General features: G+C 65.3%; 15 protein-coding genes. 8 read left to right on the top strand and 7 right to left on the bottom strand.

Annotated features, from left to right (window positions below):
• Both G3O00_RS14230 and G3O00_RS14225 read right to left on the bottom strand, forming a co-directional pair.
• Positions 1 to 476, bottom strand: a 476-nt coding sequence (locus G3O00_RS14230; protein ID WP_346778975.1) for a glycosyltransferase family 9 protein, incomplete at its 3' end; no start/stop codon positions are given.
• Positions 477 to 651: 175 nt separating this feature from the next.
• A complete protein-coding gene (locus G3O00_RS14225; protein WP_174931098.1) occupies positions 652 to 2,046 on the bottom strand; it encodes a phosphomannomutase/phosphoglucomutase in 1,395 nt (464 codons plus the stop codon).
• Between the two features lie 263 nt (positions 2,047 to 2,309).
• Between G3O00_RS14225 and G3O00_RS14220 the strand changes: the two genes are divergently transcribed.
• Genes G3O00_RS14220 through G3O00_RS14200 form a run of 5 tightly spaced genes read left to right on the top strand, consistent with a single transcriptional unit; the run spans position 2,310 to position 7,748 of the window.
• Positions 2,310 to 3,566: an oligosaccharide flippase family protein gene (locus G3O00_RS14220; RefSeq protein ID WP_069247323.1), complete on the top strand. Its 1,257-nt coding sequence runs from the start codon at positions 2,310 to 2,312 to the stop codon at positions 3,564 to 3,566.
• Entirely contained in the window at positions 3,563 to 4,387 is an 825-nt protein-coding gene (locus tag G3O00_RS14215) for a glycosyltransferase (protein ID WP_206143337.1), read from the top strand. The genes G3O00_RS14220 and G3O00_RS14215 overlap by 4 nt, the downstream gene beginning before the upstream one ends.
• A gap of 52 nt (positions 4,388 to 4,439) precedes the next feature.
• The gene (locus G3O00_RS14210) at positions 4,440 to 5,576 is read left to right on the top strand and encodes a glycosyltransferase family 4 protein (RefSeq protein WP_206143336.1); all 1,137 of its coding nucleotides are present in this window, start codon (positions 4,440 to 4,442) and stop codon (positions 5,574 to 5,576) included.
• A 15-nt stretch (positions 5,577 to 5,591) separates the two neighbouring features.
• Positions 5,592 to 6,614: a UDP-glucose 4-epimerase GalE gene (galE, locus tag G3O00_RS14205; protein ID WP_174931094.1), complete on the top strand. Its 1,023-nt coding sequence runs from the start codon at positions 5,592 to 5,594 to the stop codon at positions 6,612 to 6,614.
• A gap of 27 nt (positions 6,615 to 6,641) precedes the next feature.
• On the top strand, positions 6,642 to 7,748 hold the full coding sequence (locus G3O00_RS14200) for a glycosyltransferase (protein WP_011351166.1): 1,107 nt from the start codon (positions 6,642 to 6,644) through the stop codon (positions 7,746 to 7,748).
• An 86-nt stretch (positions 7,749 to 7,834) separates the two neighbouring features.
• Here G3O00_RS14200 and G3O00_RS14195 read toward each other — a convergent pair whose 3' ends face one another.
• From G3O00_RS14195 to G3O00_RS14180, 4 genes are all read right to left on the bottom strand, one after another.
• A complete protein-coding gene (locus G3O00_RS14195) occupies positions 7,835 to 9,718 on the bottom strand; it encodes a nucleoside-diphosphate sugar epimerase/dehydratase (protein WP_206143335.1) in 1,884 nt (627 codons plus the stop codon).
• Between the two features lie 12 nt (positions 9,719 to 9,730).
• Positions 9,731 to 10,747, bottom strand: a complete 1,017-nt coding sequence (locus G3O00_RS14190) for a glycosyltransferase family 4 protein (RefSeq protein WP_206143334.1) — start codon at positions 10,745 to 10,747, stop codon at positions 9,731 to 9,733.
• Between the two features lie 4 nt (positions 10,748 to 10,751).
• Positions 10,752 to 11,717: an NAD-dependent epimerase/dehydratase family protein gene (locus G3O00_RS14185; RefSeq protein WP_206143333.1), complete on the bottom strand. Its 966-nt coding sequence runs from the start codon at positions 11,715 to 11,717 to the stop codon at positions 10,752 to 10,754.
• 68 nt (positions 11,718 to 11,785) lie between these two features.
• Positions 11,786 to 12,970 carry a glycosyltransferase family 1 protein gene (locus tag G3O00_RS14180; protein ID WP_206143332.1) on the bottom strand — a complete coding sequence of 395 codons (1,185 nt, stop codon included), beginning with the start codon at positions 12,968 to 12,970 and terminating at the stop codon, positions 11,786 to 11,788.
• Positions 12,971 to 13,357: 387 nt separating this feature from the next.
• Here G3O00_RS14180 and G3O00_RS14175 point away from each other — a divergent pair, with 387 nt between their 5' ends.
• The 3 genes from G3O00_RS14175 to G3O00_RS14165 all read left to right on the top strand — a co-directional run bounded on the left by G3O00_RS14175 (position 13,358) and on the right by G3O00_RS14165 (position 16,947).
• The gene (locus G3O00_RS14175; protein ID WP_206143331.1) at positions 13,358 to 14,803 is read left to right on the top strand and encodes a mannose-1-phosphate guanylyltransferase/mannose-6-phosphate isomerase; all 1,446 of its coding nucleotides are present in this window, start codon (positions 13,358 to 13,360) and stop codon (positions 14,801 to 14,803) included.
• 82 nt (positions 14,804 to 14,885) lie between these two features.
• Entirely contained in the window at positions 14,886 to 16,004 is a 1,119-nt protein-coding gene (locus tag G3O00_RS14170) for a glycosyltransferase family 4 protein (RefSeq protein ID WP_206143330.1), read from the top strand.
• Positions 16,005 to 16,035: 31 nt separating this feature from the next.
• On the top strand, positions 16,036 to 16,947 hold the full coding sequence (locus G3O00_RS14165; RefSeq protein WP_206143329.1) for a Stf0 family sulfotransferase: 912 nt from the start codon (positions 16,036 to 16,038) through the stop codon (positions 16,945 to 16,947).
• Between the two features lie 83 nt (positions 16,948 to 17,030).
• Here the strand turns inward: G3O00_RS14165 and G3O00_RS14160 are convergent, their stop codons facing one another.
• Positions 17,031 to 19,247, bottom strand: a complete 2,217-nt coding sequence (locus tag G3O00_RS14160; RefSeq protein ID WP_206143328.1) for a glycosyltransferase — start codon at positions 19,245 to 19,247, stop codon at positions 17,031 to 17,033.

Genomic DNA, 19,247 nt, shown 5'->3' with positions numbered 1-19,247 from the left:
GAAATACCGCAGTGCTTCAGCTTCTGCGCGTACTTCGGGTCGAACAGCAGCGCCCAGCTGTCGAGCGGCGCGTCGTTGCCGAGCGCGGCCTTCACCTTCTCGACGTTCATCCCGAGCCCGTCGGTGCGGTTGCCGAGCCCGACGAGCGGGCCACGCGCCCAGCTGGCGACCCAGGCCGTCTTGATGAGGCCCTGGCAGTCGATCACGAGGTCGTACTGCTCGGCCGCGAGGCGCTGGCGGAACGCACGGATCTCGCGCCACGTGGCGCCCGAGAACGGCTTCTTGCGCCAGCGGCGCAGCGAGAACGGCAGCACGTTGCGCACGCCGTCGACGAGCTTGACCAGGTCGACGAAGCTTTCCTCGACGAGCCAGTCGATCTGCGCATCGGGGTGGCGGCGCCGGATATCGGCGATCACCGGCATGTTGTGCACGACGTCGCCCAGCGACGACACGCGCACGATCAGGATCTTTTGCACGCTGAAAAAACGCCGGCAGGCAGCCGGCGACAGGCATAAAGGGGGGATTTTATCGCGCCCGGGAGCTCGGACAGACAAAAAGCGGCCGCACGCGTGTAGCGTGCGCCGCTTTTCGGGGATGGCGCGACGATCGGACACACCGTCGCGCCGGTGGCGGCCCGCCGGCCGCCGAGGCTCAGAACGGCAGCTTGACGTCCGGCTTCGCGGCCGTCAGCACGCGGCGGAAGTCCTCCTGGATGCGCTTGAGCCCTTCCTGCGTCTCCGACTCGAAACGCATCACGACGACCGGCGTCGTGTTCGACGAACGCGCGAGGCCGAAGCCGTCCGGGTACTCGACACGCAGGCCGTCGATCGTCACGACTTCCTCGGCACCGTCGAACTTCGCCTCTTTCTGCAGCTTGTCGATCAGGCGGAAGTTCTCGCCTTCATCGAGCCACAGCTGCAGTTCGGGCGTGCTCATCGCGTCCGGCAGCCCGTTCAGCAGCGCGCTCGGATCGGCCGTCTTCGTAAGGATCTCGAGCAGGCGTGCGCCCGTGTAGAGACCGTCGTCGAAGCCGTACCAGCGATCCTTGAAGAACACGTGGCCGCTCATTTCGCCGGCGAGCGGCGCACCCGTCTCGCGCAGCTTCGCCTTCACGAGCGAGTGGCCCGTCTTCCACATCAGCGGCTCGCCACCCTTCGACTTGATCCACTGCGCGAGGTGGCGCGTGCACTTCACGTCATAGATGATCTGCGCGCCCGGGTTGCGCGACAGCACCTCTTCCGCAAACAGCATCAGCTGGCGGTCCGGATAGATGATCTGGCCATCCTTCGTGACGACGCCGAGGCGGTCGCCGTCGCCGTCGAACGCGAAGCCGATCTCGGCGTCGGTGTCCTTCAGCGCCTGGATCACGTCCTGCAGGTTTTCCGGGTGGGCGGGATCGGGGTGATGGTTCGGGAACGTGCCGTCGATGTCGGTGAAACGCTCCACCAGCTCGCAGCCGAGCGCCTTGAACAGGCGCGTCGCGAGCGGGCCGGCCACGCCGTTGCCGGCGTCGACGACGAGCTTCATCGGGCGGGCCGGCTTGATGTCGCCGACGATGCGTGCAATGTATTGATCGGCCACGTCGAACTGTTCGTACGAGCCGTTGCCCGTCTCGAAACGCTCGTCGACGATGCGCTGATACAGCGCCTGGATCTGCTCGCCGTAAATCGCGGCGCCGCGCAGCACCATCTTGAAGCCGTTGTAGTCGGGCGGGTTGTGGCTACCCGTGACGACGATGCACGAATCGACGCGGCGCTCGCCGTCCTTCAGCGCGAGCGGGACGTTCGCCGCGAAATAGCCGACCGGCGTGGGCACCATGCCGACGTCGACGACGTCGACGCCCGCCGCACGCAGGCCGTCGGCCAGCGCGCCGACGAGGTCCGGCCCGGACAGGCGGCCGTCGCGCGCGACGACGACCGCATCGCCGCCCTGCGCGCGCACTTCGCTGCCGAATGCCCGGCCGATCCCGCGCGCGGTGTCGGTGTCGAGCGTCTTGCCGACCACGCCACGAATGTCATATGCCTTGAAGATGGATTGGGAGATCATCGATTCACTTCTCTCAGTTGCGTGCATGGAAAATTGTCTGGCTTGCCAAGCCGCCGCTCGCCGGTGCCGCGCATGATACATGCCCGCCCGGCAAGGAGCGCACCCGCTGGCGCAGAACGGCGGAAGCCACCCCGATCCCACTTATAATCGCGGGTTTTGATGACGCGCATGCCGCCCATTTTAATGCCTAGCCGTCCCGTCGCCGCCAACCTGCAGCCCCCGGGCGCCCTGCCGGCCGCCTTGCGCGCACGCCGCCACAGCGCATGCTGAAGCGCTTCGGCAACCCGGATGTCGCGAAGGCCGTCGCGAATCTCGTCTGGCTGGGGCTCGAACGGCTTACGCAGATCGGCGTCGCGATCGCGATCAGCGGCCTGCTGGCCCGTTATTTCGGGCCAGACGTGTTCGGCAAATGGCAGTATGCGAATACGCTCCTCCTGGTACTGGCGCCGCTCACCTGGGTGTGCGGCGCGGAAATCCTCGTCCCGACCATCGTCCAGCGCCCGCCCGCCCAGCTCGGCGCGGTGCTCGGCAGCGCATTCGCGCTGCGCATCGCCGTCTCCGTCGCCGCGCTCGTCGCGACCTGGATCGCGATTGCCGCGGGCGCCTTCGATCCGCTGGTCGGCGCGATGCTCGCGGGCCTCGCGGTCACGATGGTGTTCCGCGAGCCGTTCGTCGGCGTCATCAACGCGTGGCTGCAGAGCATGACCTACAGCAAGCCGCAGCTCGTCACCAGCATGGTCACCGCGCTGGCGAAGGCGCTGCTCGTCTGGCTGCTGGTCCGTGCGGCCGCGGGCCCCGCCCGCTTCGCGTGGCTGTGGGCGCTCGAGGCCGCCGCAATCGGCTTCGCGCTGCTGCTGTACTACCGGCATCGTAACGGCGGCGCGCTCGGCTGGACGTTCGACAAACCGCTGTTCAGGCACTTTGCGACGGCCGGCACCGTGTTCTGGCTCGGCCTCATCTGCATGTACCTGTTCCTGAAGCTCGACCGCCTGATGCTCGAGCGCCACGTATCGTTCGCCGATCTCGGCCGCTACTCGGCCGCGCAGCAGCTCAACGAGAACTGGATCACGCTCGCGCTGATGCTCGCGCAGACGATCGCGCCCGCCTTCGTCTACCGCGTGCAGGACGTCGCGCGGCTGCGCCGCAACATCGTCCGGCTGATCGCGATGACGGCCTGCCTGATGACGGCCGGCGCGCTCGTGCTCGATGCCGCCGCCCCGCTGATCGTCGGCAAGGTGTTCGGCCACGGCTACGAGGCGTCGGTCGACATTTTCCGCTGGGCGGTCTGGCTGTCGGTGCCGGCCGGCATCGAGGCGATAGGCAATCTTATCGTTCTCAAATATCAAGCAAAATTCGTGTTGCTGTCGAAATGGCTGCTCGCGCTCGCGATCGCCGCGCTCGTCAACCTGTTCGCCATCCCGCGGCTCGGCCTGTACGGCGCGCTCGTCGGGCTGGCGGCCGGCTACCTGGCCGCCGCCGCCGTTAATTTTTATTACATCCGTTTCAAGCTGCGACCATGACGTCCCCTGATTGCCCGACCCCGCTCGACGACGTGGCCGTGCTGATGCCGGCCTACAACGGGCACGACGACGTCGTTCGGACCCTCGCCTCGTTTCGCGAGGACACGCCCGTGCACGTGCTGATCGTCGATGACGGCAGCACGCCGCCGATCGTCGCGCCCGACCTGCCCGGCCTCACGATCGACGTGCTGCGCATGCCGCAGAACGGCGGCATCGAGCGTGCGCTCGCGGCCGGCATCGACGCGCTCGCCGCACGCGGCTTCCGCTATGCGGCGCGCATCGACGCGGGCGATCTCGCCGCACCGCAGCGCCTCGCGAAGGAGCGCGCGTATCTCGGCGCCCACCCGCGCGTGGCCTGCGTCGGCATGTGGACGCAAGTCGTGTCCCGCGCCGGCGAGCCGCGCTTCATGCTGACCCCGCCCGCCGATCCGGATACGCTGCGCCGCACGCGCTTCCTGCGCTCGCCGCTCGTGCACCCGTCGGTCATGTTGGGCATCGACGCCGTGCGTGAAGTGGGGAACTATCGTGCGAAATACCGTGCGGCCGAGGATCTCGATCTTTTTTTGCGGTTAATGCAACGCTACGATTGCGCGAACCTGCCGGAACTGGGCCTCTATTACGAATTGAACGAGGGCGGGATCAGTGCGACCAAGCGCCGGCGCCAGCTGGTGTCGACGCTCACGCTGCTGCTGAGCCACTTCAACGTGCTGAACCCGTACGACTGGGCCGGCCTCGCCAAGAACCTGCTGCATTTCGTGACGCCGTACCGTACGTTGCAGCGAATCAAGCAGACGCTGTTCGCCGCGCGGCCGTCCGCGTGACGCCGATTCGGCGTATCCGGCATTTACGACGCTTTATTTATTCTTTTTTTTCATGTCCGCCACTTCCCCGCTGCGCATCGCGCTCGTCTGCAACACGGCCTGGGCGATCTACACGTATCGCCACGGGCTGATCCGTGCGCTCGTCGCGCGCGGCGCCGAGGTCATCGTGATCGCGCCGCACGACCGCACGGTGCCGTTGCTCGAGCAGATGGGCTGCCGCTACGTGGCGCTCGCGGTCGCGTCGAAAGGCACGAGCCCGCGCGAGGATCTCGGCACGCTCGCCGCGCTGGTGCGTCACTACCGCGCGCTGAAGCCCGATCTCGTGTTCCATTACACGATCAAGCCCAACATCTACGGCTCGGTCGCCGCGTGGCTCGCGCGCGTGCCGTCGATCGCGGTGACGACGGGGCTCGGCTACGTCTTCATCCAGAAGAGCCGCGCGGCAAGCGTCGCGAAGCGCCTGTACCGGTTCGCGTTCCGCTTCCCGCGTGAAGTGTGGTTCCTGAACCGCGACGATCTCGCGACCTTCACCGACGAGCAGTTGCTCGCGCATCCCGATCGCGCGCGCCTGCTGCACGGCGAAGGCGTCGATCTCGAACAGTTCGCGCCCGTGCCGCTGCCCGCTGGCGACGCCCCCGTCTTCATCCTGATCGGCCGGCTGCTGTGGGACAAGGGTGTGCGCGAATACGTGGAGGCCGCGCGCATCGTGCGCGCGCGTGTCCCGAACGCGCGCTTCCAGCTGCTCGGGCCGCTCGGCGTCGACAATCCGAGCGCGATCGGCCGCGCGGATGTCGATGCGTGGGTCGGCGAAGGCGTGATCGAATATCTCGGCGAGGCGCACGACGTGCGCCCGCATATCGCGGCGGCCGACTGCGTCGTGCTGCCGTCGTACCGCGAAGGCGTGCCGCGCACACTGATGGAAGCGTCGGCGATGGGCCGCCCGATCGTCGCGACCGACGTGCCGGGCTGCCGCGACGTCGTCGCCGATGGCGAAACAGGCTTCCTGTGCCGCGTGCGCGACAGCGCGAGCCTCGCGGAGCAACTGAATCGCATGATCGCGCTCGGACCGGAAGGCCGGGCGGCGTTGGGCGAACGCGGCCGGCACAAGGTCGCGGCGGAGTTCGACGAGCAACAGGTCGTCGAGCGCTATAGGGAGACCATCCATTCGTTGACCGGATTCACACTCTGAAGGAGCGCATCTGCAATGACCGCTAAAGGCACCATCCTCGTTACCGGCGGCGCGGGCTACATCGGCTCGCACACCGCCGTCGAGCTGCTCGACAACGGCTACGATGTCGTGATCGTCGACAACCTCGTCAACAGCAAGGCCGAATCCGTGCGCCGCATCGAGCGGATCACGGGCAAGACGCCCGCGTTCCATCAGGTCGACGTGTGCGACGAAGCCGCGCTCGCCAAGGTATTCGATGCACACCCGATCACCGGCACGATCCATTTCGCGGCGCTCAAGGCCGTCGGCGAATCGGTCGCGAAGCCGCTCGAGTACTACCAGAACAACATCGGCGGCCTGCTCGCCGTGCTCAAGGTGATGCGCGAGCGCAACGTCAGGCAGTTCGTGTTCAGTTCGTCCGCGACCGTGTACGGCGTGCCCGAGCGCTCGCCGATCGACGAATCGTTCCCGCTGTCCGCGACGAACCCGTACGGCCAGTCGAAACTGATCGCCGAGCAGATCCTGCGCGATCTCGAGGTTTCCGACCCGTCGTGGCGAATCGCCACGCTGCGCTACTTCAACCCGGTCGGCGCGCACGCGAGCGGGCTGATCGGCGAGGATCCGGCCGGCATCCCGAACAACCTGATGCCGTATGTCGCGCAGGTCGCGGTCGGCAAGCTGGAACGGCTGCGCGTGTTCGGCTCCGACTACGCGACGCCGGACGGCACCGGTGTGCGCGACTACATCCATGTCGTCGATCTGGCGAAGGGGCACATCGCCGCGCTCGACGCGCTCGCGAAACGCGACGCGAGCTTCGTCGTGAACCTCGGCACGGGCCAGGGCTACAGCGTGCTGGAAGTCGTGCGCGCGTTCGAAAAGGCGTCGGGCCGCCCGGTGCCGTACGAGCTCGTCGCGCGCCGCCCGGGCGACATCGCCGAGTGCTATGCGAACCCGCAGGCCGCGGCCGACATCATCGGCTGGCGCGCGACGCTCGGCATCGAAGAAATGTGTGCCGATCACTGGCGATGGCAGGAGGGGAACCCGCGCGGTTTTGTATAATCCGCTGTCCATTTTTCGAGCGATCCCATGCTCAGCTTCGCGTCCGGCTTTATCGTCTCCCTGCTCGTCACGCTGTTCATCGTGCGCTATGCGCACCTTCACGAGAAATTCTCGGTCGACAGCGACCTGGCCGGCGTGCAGAAATTCCACGTGCGGCCCGTGCCGCGGGTCGGGGGCATCGGGATCCTCGCGGGCGTCGTTGCATCGGCACTGATCCTGCTCGAACGCTATCCGACGATCGCCGGCAGCATCCTGGGCATCACCGCCTGCGGCATGCCGGCGTTCCTGTCGGGCCTCGTCGAAGACCTGACCAAACGCGTGTCGCCGCGTGCGCGGCTGCTCTGCACGATGGGCGCGGCCGCGCTCGCGTTCTGGCTGATGGACATCGCGGTCACGCGCATCAGCGTGCCGCCGCTCGATTTCCTGCTCCATTACGCGGTCATTTCGGCGTTCATCACCGTGCTCGCCGTCGCGGCGCTCGCGAATGCGGTCAACATCATCGACGGCTTCAACGGGCTCGCGTCGATGGTCAGCTTCATGATGTTCGCGTCGCTCGCGTACGTGGCGTTCCAGGTCGGCGACCCGGTCGTCATGTCCGCGTCGATCATCATGATGGGCGCCGTGCTCGGCTTCTTCCTGTGGAATTTCCCGGCCGGGCTGATCTTCCTCGGCGACGGCGGCGCGTACTTCATCGGCTTCATGCTCGCGGAGCTCGCGATCATGCTCGTGATGCGCAACCGCGAGGTGTCGGCGTGGTACCCGGTGCTGCTGTTCATGTACCCGATCTTCGAGACCTGCTTCTCGATCTACCGGAAGAAATTCATTCGTGGGATGTCGCCGGGGATTCCGGACGGCGTGCACCTGCACATGCTCGTGTACAAGCGGCTGATGCGCTGGGCCGTCGGCACGAAGCACGCGCACGACCTGACACGCCGCAATTCGCTGACGTCGCCGTACCTGTGGCTGCTGTGCCTCGTCGCGGTGATACCCGCGACGCTGTTCTGGCGGCACACGGTGCACCTGTTCGTGTTCGTCGTGCTGTTCGCGCTGACTTACGTGTGGCTGTATCTCAGCATCGTGCGGTTCCGCGTGCCGCGGTGGATGGTGGTGAGGAAGGAGCGGCGCAGCCACTGAACGGCCCGCCGGCATCGTCAAAAAAACGCCCCGTGGGGCGTTTTTTTTCGTCATTGCCATGCGGTTCGAACCGCCGCCCGGCCAAGTTACCCGTTCGATACGACGCGCACCGACGGCACGCTCTGCAGCGTCGGGGGCACGGCCGTTTGGTATTCCGGCACCCAGCGCCGCAGATCTCGCCGCACTTCGTCATCGGGCAGGACACGATGCTGCATCAGCCACGGCAGCAGCTCGTCGAGGAAATTGTCCGGTACTTCCCGCGCACGCGCGATCCGCAGCTTCGGATGCGGGGTGCGCGTCGTCGCCTCGTCGTCCGCGAGCAACTCCTCGTAGAGCTTCTCGCCGGGCCGCAGGCCGGTGAACTCGATCCGGATCTGCTCTTCCGAGAAGCCGTACAGGCGGATCAGGTCGCATGCGAGATCGACGATCTTCACCGGCTCGCCCATGTCGAGAATGAAGATCTCGCCGCCATGCCCCATGCTCGACGCCTGCAGCACGAGCTGCGACGCTTCCGGGATCGTCATGAAGAAACGCGTGATCTCCGGGTGCGTGACCGTGACCGGGCCGCCCTTCGCGATCTGCTGCTGGAACTTCGGAATCACGCTGCCCGCGCTGCCGAGCACATTGCCGAACCGCACGGTCTCGAACTGCGTACGCCCGCTCGTCTGCTGCAACGCCTGGCAGGCCATTTCGGCAAGGCGCTTGCTCGCACCCATCACGTTGGTCGGATTGACTGCCTTGTCGGTCGAGATCAGCACGAAGTGACGCACATCGTGGCGGATCGCCGCCCGCGCCACCCGATACGTGCCGAGCACGTTGTTGCGCAGCGCTTGCCACGCGTTGTGCTCCTCCATCAATGGCACATGCTTGTACGCGGCCGCATGGAACACGATGTGCGGCGCGTGGCGCGACATCACGTGGTCGAGCAGCAGCGAATCCTTCGCGTCACCGATGATCGGCACGACGGGCAGGTCAGGGAAGCGTTCGTGCAACTCCTCGGTCAGCCGGTACATCGCATACTCGGACAGGTCGAATGCAACGAGTTGCGCGGGCGCGAAGCGCAGGATCTGCCGGCAGAGCTCGGAGCCGATCGACCCGCCCGCGCCCGTCACCATCACGACGCGGCCGCGCAGCAGCGCCTCGACGTGCGGCGTGTCGATCGTCACCGCGTCGCGGCCGAGCAGATCCTCGAGATCGATGTTCCGCACCTGCGACAGGAAGCCCTGCCCCGGCATCAGCGCGGTCAGCGACGGCAGCACCATCGCTTTCACGCCGGCCCGCACGCACAGCGTCGCGACGCGGCGCTGCGTCTCGACCGATGCCGACGGAATCGCGATGATCGCGTACTCGACCTTCATCGCGTCGGTCCAGTGCTTGAGGTCGTTGAACGAGCCGAGCACCTTGTAGCCGTAGATTTCGCGGCCCTGCTTCGTGACGTCGTCGTCGAGCAGGCCGACGAGGCGCCATTCGCCCGAGCGCGACAGTTCGCGCGCGAGGCTCGCGCCGGCCGTACCGGCGCCGAGCACCAGCACCGGCTTGCCCTTCCCGACGAGCCCGCCGTACAGGCAGTACTCCTTCGTCGCGCGATACAGCGCGCGTGCGCCGCCCATCGCGAGGAACAGCATCAGCGGCGACACGAGCAGCACCGAGCGCGGAATGATCGGCTGCGGCTGGAACATCACGGCACCGATCATCACGATCACGCCGCCACCCACCACCGCCTTCGAGATACGCATCAGGTCGGGCAGGCTCGCGAATACCCACAGCCCGCGATACAAGCCGAAGCAGTGAAACATCAGCGCGTAGACAGGCAGCACCCAGATGAGCGCTGCCAGCGCACCGCACAGGAAATCATGCGGAACGCTACCGTTGAAACGAACGAGATAGGCGAACAACCATGCGGCGACAACCGCCGTCAGGTCGAACAGGAAAGCACTCAGTGACAGCCAAGATGCTTTGGATCGCAACATCGGCGGGAGACCTCAAGAATTGTTTTCAGCGACCGGTCCGACCCGGCGCCAGCGCGCGTCGATCACGCATCCGATACTCGCGAGAACGCCGCACCAGACGACGCACAACCCCCACTGCTGCATTGCCGGGCGACTCAATGCCCACAGGGCTAGGATTATGCCCCCGAGCATCACGAGGTACCAGCAAATGGCGGTACGCCGGTGACCGATGCCGGAACGGACCATCCGCTGATAATAATGCTCGCGGTGCGCCTGCCAGAACTTTTCTCCGCGTAACAAACGTCTCAACAATGTTACAGATGCGTCGGTAATAAAGGGCGAGAACACCATGACCGGAAACCAGACGGGCCAGACGCCGCTGCGCCAGCCCCAGTAGCCGAGCGCGCCGGCCATGAAGCCGAGCGGAATCGAACCGGCGTCGCCGAGGAACAGCCGCGCGGGATGGAAATTCAGCAGGAGAAAGCCAAGCGACGCACCGGCGACTGCCGCGCTGCCCGCCAGCAGGCCGGGCGACGGGTGCGCGCCGAGCAGCGACGCAGCGGCCAGCGCGCCGAATCCGAACAGCGCCATCCCGCCGGCCAGCCCGTCGGAGCCGTCCATGAAGTTGTAGAGGTTGGTCAGCCAGACCATCGCGAAGCCGACCGCGACCAGTGCCCACCACGGCGCATCGGCCGGATACGCGACCAGCAGCATGGCCACCGCCAGCACGTGCACCGTAAAGCGAACCCGGGCAGGCAGCCCGCGGCGATCGTCGATCTGCGACATTGCCGCCAGGCAGGCGGCACTCACGGCGATCAGCCACAGTTCCGGCGCCAGGCACCCCAACGCGATCACGGAGACCGGGACGATGCCCCAGCCACCGACGCGTGGCGTGGGAAGCGTGTGAAGCGAACGATCATTAGGAATGTCGGTGGCAAGCCGCCATGCGAGGCCGGTCGCCAGCAGCGTGCGCAGGATCGCGGCCGAAACAGCACCGGCGACCAGCCCCACCACCACCGCCGCCGTCCACGTCGTTATTGCGAGGTGCATGTGTTTATCGTCGAGTATCGCGCGAACGATACCACACGGCCGTCGCGTCAAGCCCCGCTTCGGTCGTATGCGACGGCCGCCAGCCGAGCACATCGCCGATGTGGCCGGAGTCGAGCCGCAAATCGGACGTCAGACGCTCGATCGCACCGCGCCGCCCCGTCAGCATGCCGGCCAGACGCAACGCCGCGACCGGAACCGGAAACAGCCGGGCACGCTTGCCGAGCGCGACGCCCGTCATGCGCAGCAACCCGGGCACGGTCGGCGGATCATCATCGGCGACGTGAAAGCAATCATCGACGGCACGCGAATCGATTGCGCATCGCAGCAATGCATCCGCGAGGTTGTCGACGTAGACGAGGCTGCGGCGGGCCGGAATGGCGCCGAGCGGAAGCGGCACGCCCTTGTCTACCGCCCGCATCAATGCGAGGAAGTTGGCCCCGACGCCCGGACCGTAGACGAGCGGTGGACGGACGATCGTCATCGCGATGCCGTGACTGCGGCCGAACGACTGTAAAGCGGCTTCCGCCTCGAGCTTGGACACACCATAGGGATCGGCTGGCGCCGGTGGATCGTTCTCACGCCACGGCCTGCCCGGCTCCGCCTCGCCCAGCGCCTTGATACTGCTGACGAATACGAAGCGGCGCGCACCGGCCCGCACAGCAGCACGCGCCGCATTCAACGCGCCGTCGACGTTCACCGCGCGGAACGCAGCGAGTGGATCGGCAGCTTGGTCATGCATCACGTGAACCCGAGCCGCAAGATGGATAAATGCATCGCACGTGCCGACCCGCTCGTCGGCATCCGCCGCGATGCCCGCGAAGTTGTCGTCGTCGATCACGCACTCGCGTACCCCCGGAGCGCAGGTCCCGGGGCGACGTACAAGCGCGACCACCTCGTGGCCGCGCCCGATCGACCACACGCTGACGGCTCGTCCGACAAATCCATTCGCACCGCTAATCACGATTCGCATATCGCCCGTCCATTCATTCGTCCGTTCCGTTTACCGCACAACCGCAATATGCAGTCGCCCGTCAGCATTCATGCGCCCAGCGAACGGTAAACGCCGCACGTCTTCTCCACCGTCGACGCCCACGTGAACTCCGCCGCCCGCAGCAGCCCTTTCGCGGCCAGTGCTCCACGCAACGCGTCATCGCCGGCCAGGCGCGCTAGCCCGTCGGCGATCGCATCGACCGAGCGGGGATCGACCTCCAGCGCCGCGCCGCCCGCCACCTCCGGAAGCGACGTCACGTTCGACGTCAGCACCGGCGTACCGCTCGCCATGGCCTCGAGCACGGGCAGGCCAAAGCCTTCGTAGAGCGACGGATACGCAAACAGCGCTGCGGACGCAAACAGACGGCCCAGATCGTGACGCGATACATAGCCGGGCACGATCACTTGCCGGGCTTCGACGAGCGGTGCGATCGCACGCATCAGTCCCGAATTCATCCAGCCGTCGGCCCCGACCAGCACGAGCGGAAACGCGTCGCGCACGCCGGCCGGCAATCGGCCGAAGGCTTCGACGAGACGCGGCAGGTTCTTGCGCGGCTGCAGGGTGCAAACCGACAGGATGAATCCGCGATGGCTCAGACCATGCGTCGCCAGCGCCGCCTCGCATTCAGCCGCATCGTACGGGCGGAACGACGGCTCGACACCCAGGTGGATCGCGACGACTTTCTCGTCCGGCAATCCGAACAGGTCGTGAATCGCCTGCTTCGTGTAATGGCTCACCGCAATCACCGCCTGCGCCTGTGCGAACGTGCGCGGCAGACCTTCGTCAAGATACCTGACGGCCTCGCGCGGATGAAACTCCGGATTTGGCCGGTGCGACAGGTCGTGAATCGTCACGACCGTCGGCCCGCGATAGCGGGACGCGATGAAATTGGTTTCGTGGTACAGGTAGCCGCGACGCGCGAAGTCGTCGCGCAGGCGCGCAGACGAACGATCGCGCAAGAAAGTGCGTGCCTGATACGCGCCGGGAATGTTGCGCGCGAAACGGATTGCGGCGGCCGTCGGCCCGCGCGTGGTACGCGCCGCGTTCGCGGGCGCAGCGTCGTCCCGCAGCAGCGCCTGCAGTTCGTCACCTTCGCGGACGGTCGCGCCGGCCCATCCGGCAAGCGCGTCGACCTCCGGCCGATGCCACAACCCCTCGAGCAGATGCTGCGTGTAATAGCCAACGCCGCTACGCGGCGGCCGCAGGGAATTCAGGTCAAAAAGCAACTTCATGCAGTCGACGCACAAGCGAAGGGTGGAAATCGGCAATGGGCCGGTAGGCCGTGCGCGCCACGAGGCCGGTTCGAAGGTGCGGCTGCCGGCGCCGGTGGAGCCGTCTGACGAGGGTACCGCCCCCGCATGCAGCGCCGGGACACGGCGGCGGCGGGCCGGCCCAGCCGACGTCCCGTCAGGGCGCCAGCGTGAAAGTGGCGTCATTATGCCGACAAACGCCGGCAAAAACCACGCTCGCTGCCCATGCCGGAGCGGCTAAGAAATAATGGGGAGCATCCAATCTAAAACGGTGAAAATTCGGTAACCATATGTACTGAAGCCGAATTCTGGGGGGACGAATTCGGCTAAAATCGCCGTTTGGCTTACTGAATGGCGCCGCTCAGTCTCATGAACATCATTCCTGTCATCATCTGCGGGGGCGCAGGCACCCGCCTCTGGCCGGTGTCACGCGAAGCGTTTCCGAAGCCGTTGCTCAAGCTGGCCGACGGCCAGTCGCTGCTTCAAAAAACCTATCTGCGCGCTTGCGGCATCCCCGGCGTCGACGAAGTCCTCTTCGTGACCAATCGCGATACGTACTTTCTGACGAAAGACGACTGCACCGAAGTCCGGCAGCGCGACGTGCGGATGGGCTTCGTCCTCGAACCCGTTTCCCGCAATACGGCCGCGGCAATCGAGGCAGCGGCCGCCGTCGTGCGTGAACGGCACGGGCCGGAAGCGGTCATGCTCGTGATGCCCGCCGATCACCTGATCAACGATCTCGACGCGTTCAACGCGGCAGTCCTGCAAGCCACGCAGGCAGCAGCGGCCGGCAAGGTCGTCGCATTCGGCGTGAAGCCCACGCGTGCAGAAACGGGGTTCGGCTACATCCAGTACGAACAGGGCGACGATACCGCCAGCGTCTACGACATCGTGAGCTTCGTCGAGAAGCCGAATGCAGAAGTCGCAGCACGGCTCGCGGTCGACGGCAAGCACGCATGGAATGCCGGCATCTTCTGCTTCGCGGCCCAGACGATGCTCGACGAAATGGACGTGCATGCACCGGAAGTCGCAGGCCCCGTGCAACAGGCAATCCCTGCCGGCAGCTGGTCGAGCGTCAACGACGACTATGCAGTCGAGTTGTCGGGCGCCGAATTCGGTACCGCAAAGGACATCTCGATCGACTACGCAGTCATGGAGCGCACGGACCGCGCAGCCGTGGTGCCGTGCGACATTGGCTGGAGCGACATCGGCTCGTGGCTCGCGATCAGCGACCTGACACAACCCGACGAGCGCGGCAACCGGATCGAAGGCACGGCACTGCTGCACGACACGTCCAACTGCTATTTCCGCTCCGACGAGCGGACGATCGGCGCCGTCGGCATCGAAGATCTGGTCGTCGTCGATACGCCCGACGCACTGCTGATCGCGAAGCGCGACCGCGCGCAGGACGTCAAGCAGATCGTCTCGCAATTGAAGCTTTCGAATCACGACGCCTATCGAATTCACCGCACCGTGCACCGCCCCTGGGGTACGTACACCGTGCTCGAGGAAGGCGACCGCTTCAAGATGAAGCGCATCGTCGTGAAGCCGGGCGCGTCGCTTTCGCTGCAGATGCACCATCACCGCAGCGAGCACTGGATCGTGGTGCGCGGCTGCGCCGACGTGGTCAATGGCGAACAGGTCATTTCGCTGCAACCGAACGAATCGACCTACATCCCGGCCGGTCACAAGCACCGCCTGATCAACCCCGGCGTCGTGGACCTGGTTCTGATCGAAGTGCAGTGCGGCGAATACCTCGGCGAAGACGACATCGTCCGCTTCGAGGATGTCTACGGTCGTGCGCCTGCCGCCTGATCGCAGCGCGACAGAAAAATCCGGGGCGGCACGGCCGCCCCTTCCCTGTTCCGCCTGCGCCCGCCCGGCACCCTGAAGCCTTATGCACGTTTTACATTTCTACAAGACCTATCGCCCGGACTCGATGGGCGGAGTCGAGGAACTCATCGGCCAGGTCTGCTCGGGGGCAAGCAAGCGCGGCGTCACGAGCGAAGTCCTGACGGTCAGCACCGATACGACATCCGTCGATTTCGGTGATCACGTTCATCACCGTGCGAAGGTCGACCTTCAGGTCGCGTCGTCACCGTTCTCGATGGCCGCGTTCCGCCGCTTCGCCGATCTCGCGAAACGGGCCGACGTCATCCACTACCACTTCCCGTGGCCGTTCATGGACGTCGTGCATTTCGCGACCCGCTCGGGCAAGCCGTCGCTCGTCACCTATCACGCCGACATCACTCGGCAGAAACTCCTCCTCCAGGCATACAAGCCACTGCAGCACCGCTTCCTGAGCGACGTCGACCGCATCGTCGCGACGTCGCCCAACTATCTCGAGACGAGCCCGGTGCTCCGGCGGTACAAGGACAAGGTCGAAGTCATTCCGATCGGCCTCGACGAGCAGCGCTACCCCGCCCCCGATCCCGCACGCATCGCATACTGGCGCGACCGTGTGGGGCCGAAGTTCTTCCTCTTCGTCGGCAACCTCCGCTACTACAAGGGATTGCACGTGCTGCTCGACGCACTCGCCGGCTCGTCGATGAAGGCAGTGATCATCGGTGCCGGCCCGGTTGAAAGCGATCTGAAGGCGCAAGCCGCGCGACTCGCGCTCGGCGATCGTGCGATTTTCGTCGGCGCCGTGCCAGACGAGGACAAGGTCGCACTGCTGAGTCTGTGCCACGGCCTGACCTTCCCGTCACACCTGCGCGCGGAGGCGTTCGGCATCTCGCTGGTCGAAGGTGCGATGTTCGGCAAGCCGTTGATCTCCACCGAAATCGGCACCGGCACGTCGTTCGTGAACATCGCAAACGAAACCGGACTGGTCGTACCGCCCGAAGATCCCGTCGCGTTCCGCGGCGCAATGACGACACTGTGGGATGACCCCGAACGCGCCGCTGTATTCGGCCGTAATGCACGCGCACGGTTCGAACGGAACCTTACGTCCGAGCAGATGATCGAACGTTACGTCAATCTCTACCGGCGACTCGCCGGAAACGGCCGGACATAGCGCGCGTCGTGCAGTGGCTGGGCAGTTCCGCGTGACTCTCGCATCGATCCAGCCCTTTCTTGCATTACGCGACATGCCGCAGTCCATCGATATCGCTACCCTTCGCACCCGCCTCGAACAGGCGGGTGTCGAACACACCTATACGATTGCATTCACGCCGCGTTGCGGCAGCACTGCGTTATCAAACGCACTGACCTACGCCGGTGTGGGCCGGCCGGCCGAATATTTCCAGTACCCCTACGATACCCAGTCGCCGTTCGGACGCACGCCATCCGGGGACTTCAGCCACGACCTCGAGGCACTGATCCGCGACCAAAGCGCAAACGGCATCTTCGGCGCGAAGATCATGCACGACCACCGTGCCCATCTGGATGACTGGCTCGAAAGCAGCGTGACCGGCTACACGACGCTCGACGACGTACTGCCGAATCATCGCTGGATCTACGTACGCCGCGAGGACTCGATAGCTCAGGCCGTGTCGTTGTACATCGCAGACGAAACAGGCACCTGGCACATGCCGGCCGCAGATGCGGACATGCCGGCGCCCGACGTCCGTTACGACTTCCTCGGGATTCTCGCAAAACTGATGATGCTGCACTCGCACGAAGCGAACTGGGATGCCTACTTCCGCAAGACGGGCATCCAGCCGCTGCGCGTGAGCTATGAAGCATTGTCCGACGCGTCGTCGCAACTGCTCGACGTGGTCGCCACGCATCTGGAGCTCCCGGCCGATCGACTGGCCGGCGTTCAGTTGACGAGAACGGGAGGGCTCAACAAGATTTCGGATCGTTTCGGCGATGTGTATCGAACCATCCGGGAGCGGTTTACAGACGATTTTCTCGCCATCGGCCGCAGGGACAACCGCGCGACGTACGGTGCCGATCTCGACCGATGGATCGATTTCTTCGGCAACCGGCGGTGGCGGGGAAACGAGGTCCGATAGTGACACGGGCGCCCCGGCCATGATGCCCGGAGCGCCCGCCATTGAATCGGGGTACCTGCCGCCGCCGGCAAGCACGATGCCCGTCAGGCCGCGCGTGCGGCGCCGGTACTTGCCAGTTCGTACAGTTCCACGCTCTTGCCGGCCATCTCGTCTGCGGTAAACCGTGTCTCGAAGATCTGCCGGCCACGCGCGCCCATCGCCGCGCGCTCGACAGGATCACGCACGAGACGCAGGATCGCCTGCGCGAGGGCATCGGCATCGCCCGGCGGCACCAGCAGTCCGTTCACGTCATGCTCGACGACTTCCGGCATTCCGCCTGCCGAGCATCCGATCACCGGTTTACCGACACGCATTGCCTCCAGGAATACGAGCCCGAACGACTCGAACCGGCTCGGCGCAACGAACACGTCGCACGTCGCATACGCTTCGTTCAACGCGGCGTCGTCGATTCGTCCGTCGAATCTGATCCGATCGCGCCAACACGACTTCCCGTGCTGCTTCTGGAACGCCTCCTTGTAGGTTCGGCCATCGGGCAGCTTCAGCGAATCGTCGCCGACAATTCTGAGCCGGACGTCCGGCACCGCCTCCAGCACGACCGGCATCGCTTCGAGCAACACGTCGATCCCCTTTCGCGGCTCCAACCGGCCGACGAACAGGACTTCGATGCCTGTCGCGCGCTTCGCACCCGACTGAATACCGGCCGGCTCAGCCATTCCGTGCGGAACGACGCGCATGTTCGCCGCATCGAACGAGATCTCGTACATCCGTTCGATCTCGCGCACAATCGCGCGACTGTTTGCCCGCACCGCATCGGCCTTCGTCATGAGCTCGCGCTCGAGCGTGAGCATCGGTGTACCGAACGACGCCATCCACGCAGCATCCTGCCGGTGTTCCGGGTGGGATTCGAGCCAGAAGTGCAGCGTCGTGTGCAGGCTCGTGACGAGCGGCCACTTGCCGTCGAGCAGGAACGCAATGCCCTCGCAGTCCCAGATCGGCGACTCGACAATGTCGATGTCGCGATGCTCGGCGATCCGGCGCGCTTCTGCCAGCGCGGTCGCCGACCAGTTCCAGATATGTTGCGGGACGTTCCGCTCGACTGCCGCCGGCGTCCGGTCGATTTCACGTGACACGATCCGGTGAACCCAGACGCCGTTCTCGAAGTCGACCCGATTCGTATCGGGACTCTGCGTGATGACGTGCACCATGCTGCCCTGCGCGGCAAGTGCTTCGGCCAGGTCCTTCGTGAACGTCGCGATGCCCCCGCCGTGATTCGGCGGAAAATCGCGCGAGGTCAGCACGATCGTGCGGCCGTTGTTGAAGGTGTCGAACGGCAGGAATTCGCCTGCATGACGTTCGAGCTTGTGCGCGTCGATCATCGCCTCGGGCTTGACGCCCTCGAAGCCGCGCTGTACGCCCGTGTCGTACGCGCGCACGACGTCTTCCTCGAATTTCGTGACATCGGCGCGAGTCAGCAGCCCCTCGCCTTCGGCCCAGACGACTTCCTTGCGCTGCATTTCGACGAACTTGGAGAGTTCCTCCATCACGCGCTCGGTCGGAAAAAATTCGCGCGCATGCTTCAACGAAAAGTAGACCTTGTTCTTGATGACGGAATAGCGGTTGCGCACCACCTTGTTTTCGCCGCGGAGGTTGCTGGGTGCGTACTTGTGATGCACGTACGCACGCGGCAGTTGCGCGATCAGGTAGCCGGCGTCCACGATCCGCATGCAAACATCCGTTTCGTCCAGGAAATATTCGAACTCCTCGTCGAACCCGCCGATCCGCAATAGCGCCGAGCGCCGGAACGACGAGTTGCAGCCGAGCAAGTGCGGGATGCGCACGCTCTTCGGAAACGAAAGACGTGGCGACGCCTCCATCATGTTCAGATAGGCGTGCGCATAGCGGTCAACGACCGCGTACCTGTACTGGAACGTGTAGCCCGTGTGATCATAGACGAAACCGCCGACCGCACCGACGTCAGGATCGAGATACGGTTCGGCAAGCTGCATCAGCCACTCGGGCTCCGGAATCGCGTCGTCATCGATGAACGCCACGACGTCGCCCTGCGCCATACATATCCCGACGTTGCGCGAGACCGACAGATTCGCGACATCGCATTTTCCGGCACGGATCTTCGGTAGCCACGACGCAATGACTTCGTCCGAGTTGTCGGTCGACGGCCCGTTGACGACGATGACCTCGAATTCGCCCGGGAACCGGAGCCACCGGAAACTCTCGAGTGTCTTCTGGAGGACCGGCCCCCGATTCAACGTGTTGATGACGATGGAGATACGTGGATACAT

Origin of the sequence: Burkholderia sp. Ac-20384, assembly GCF_017104605.1 — a bacterium.
Classification (GTDB): Bacteria; Pseudomonadota; Gammaproteobacteria; order Burkholderiales; family Burkholderiaceae; genus Burkholderia; species Burkholderia lata.
This window is presented reverse-complemented; position numbering and strand designations above follow the sequence as displayed.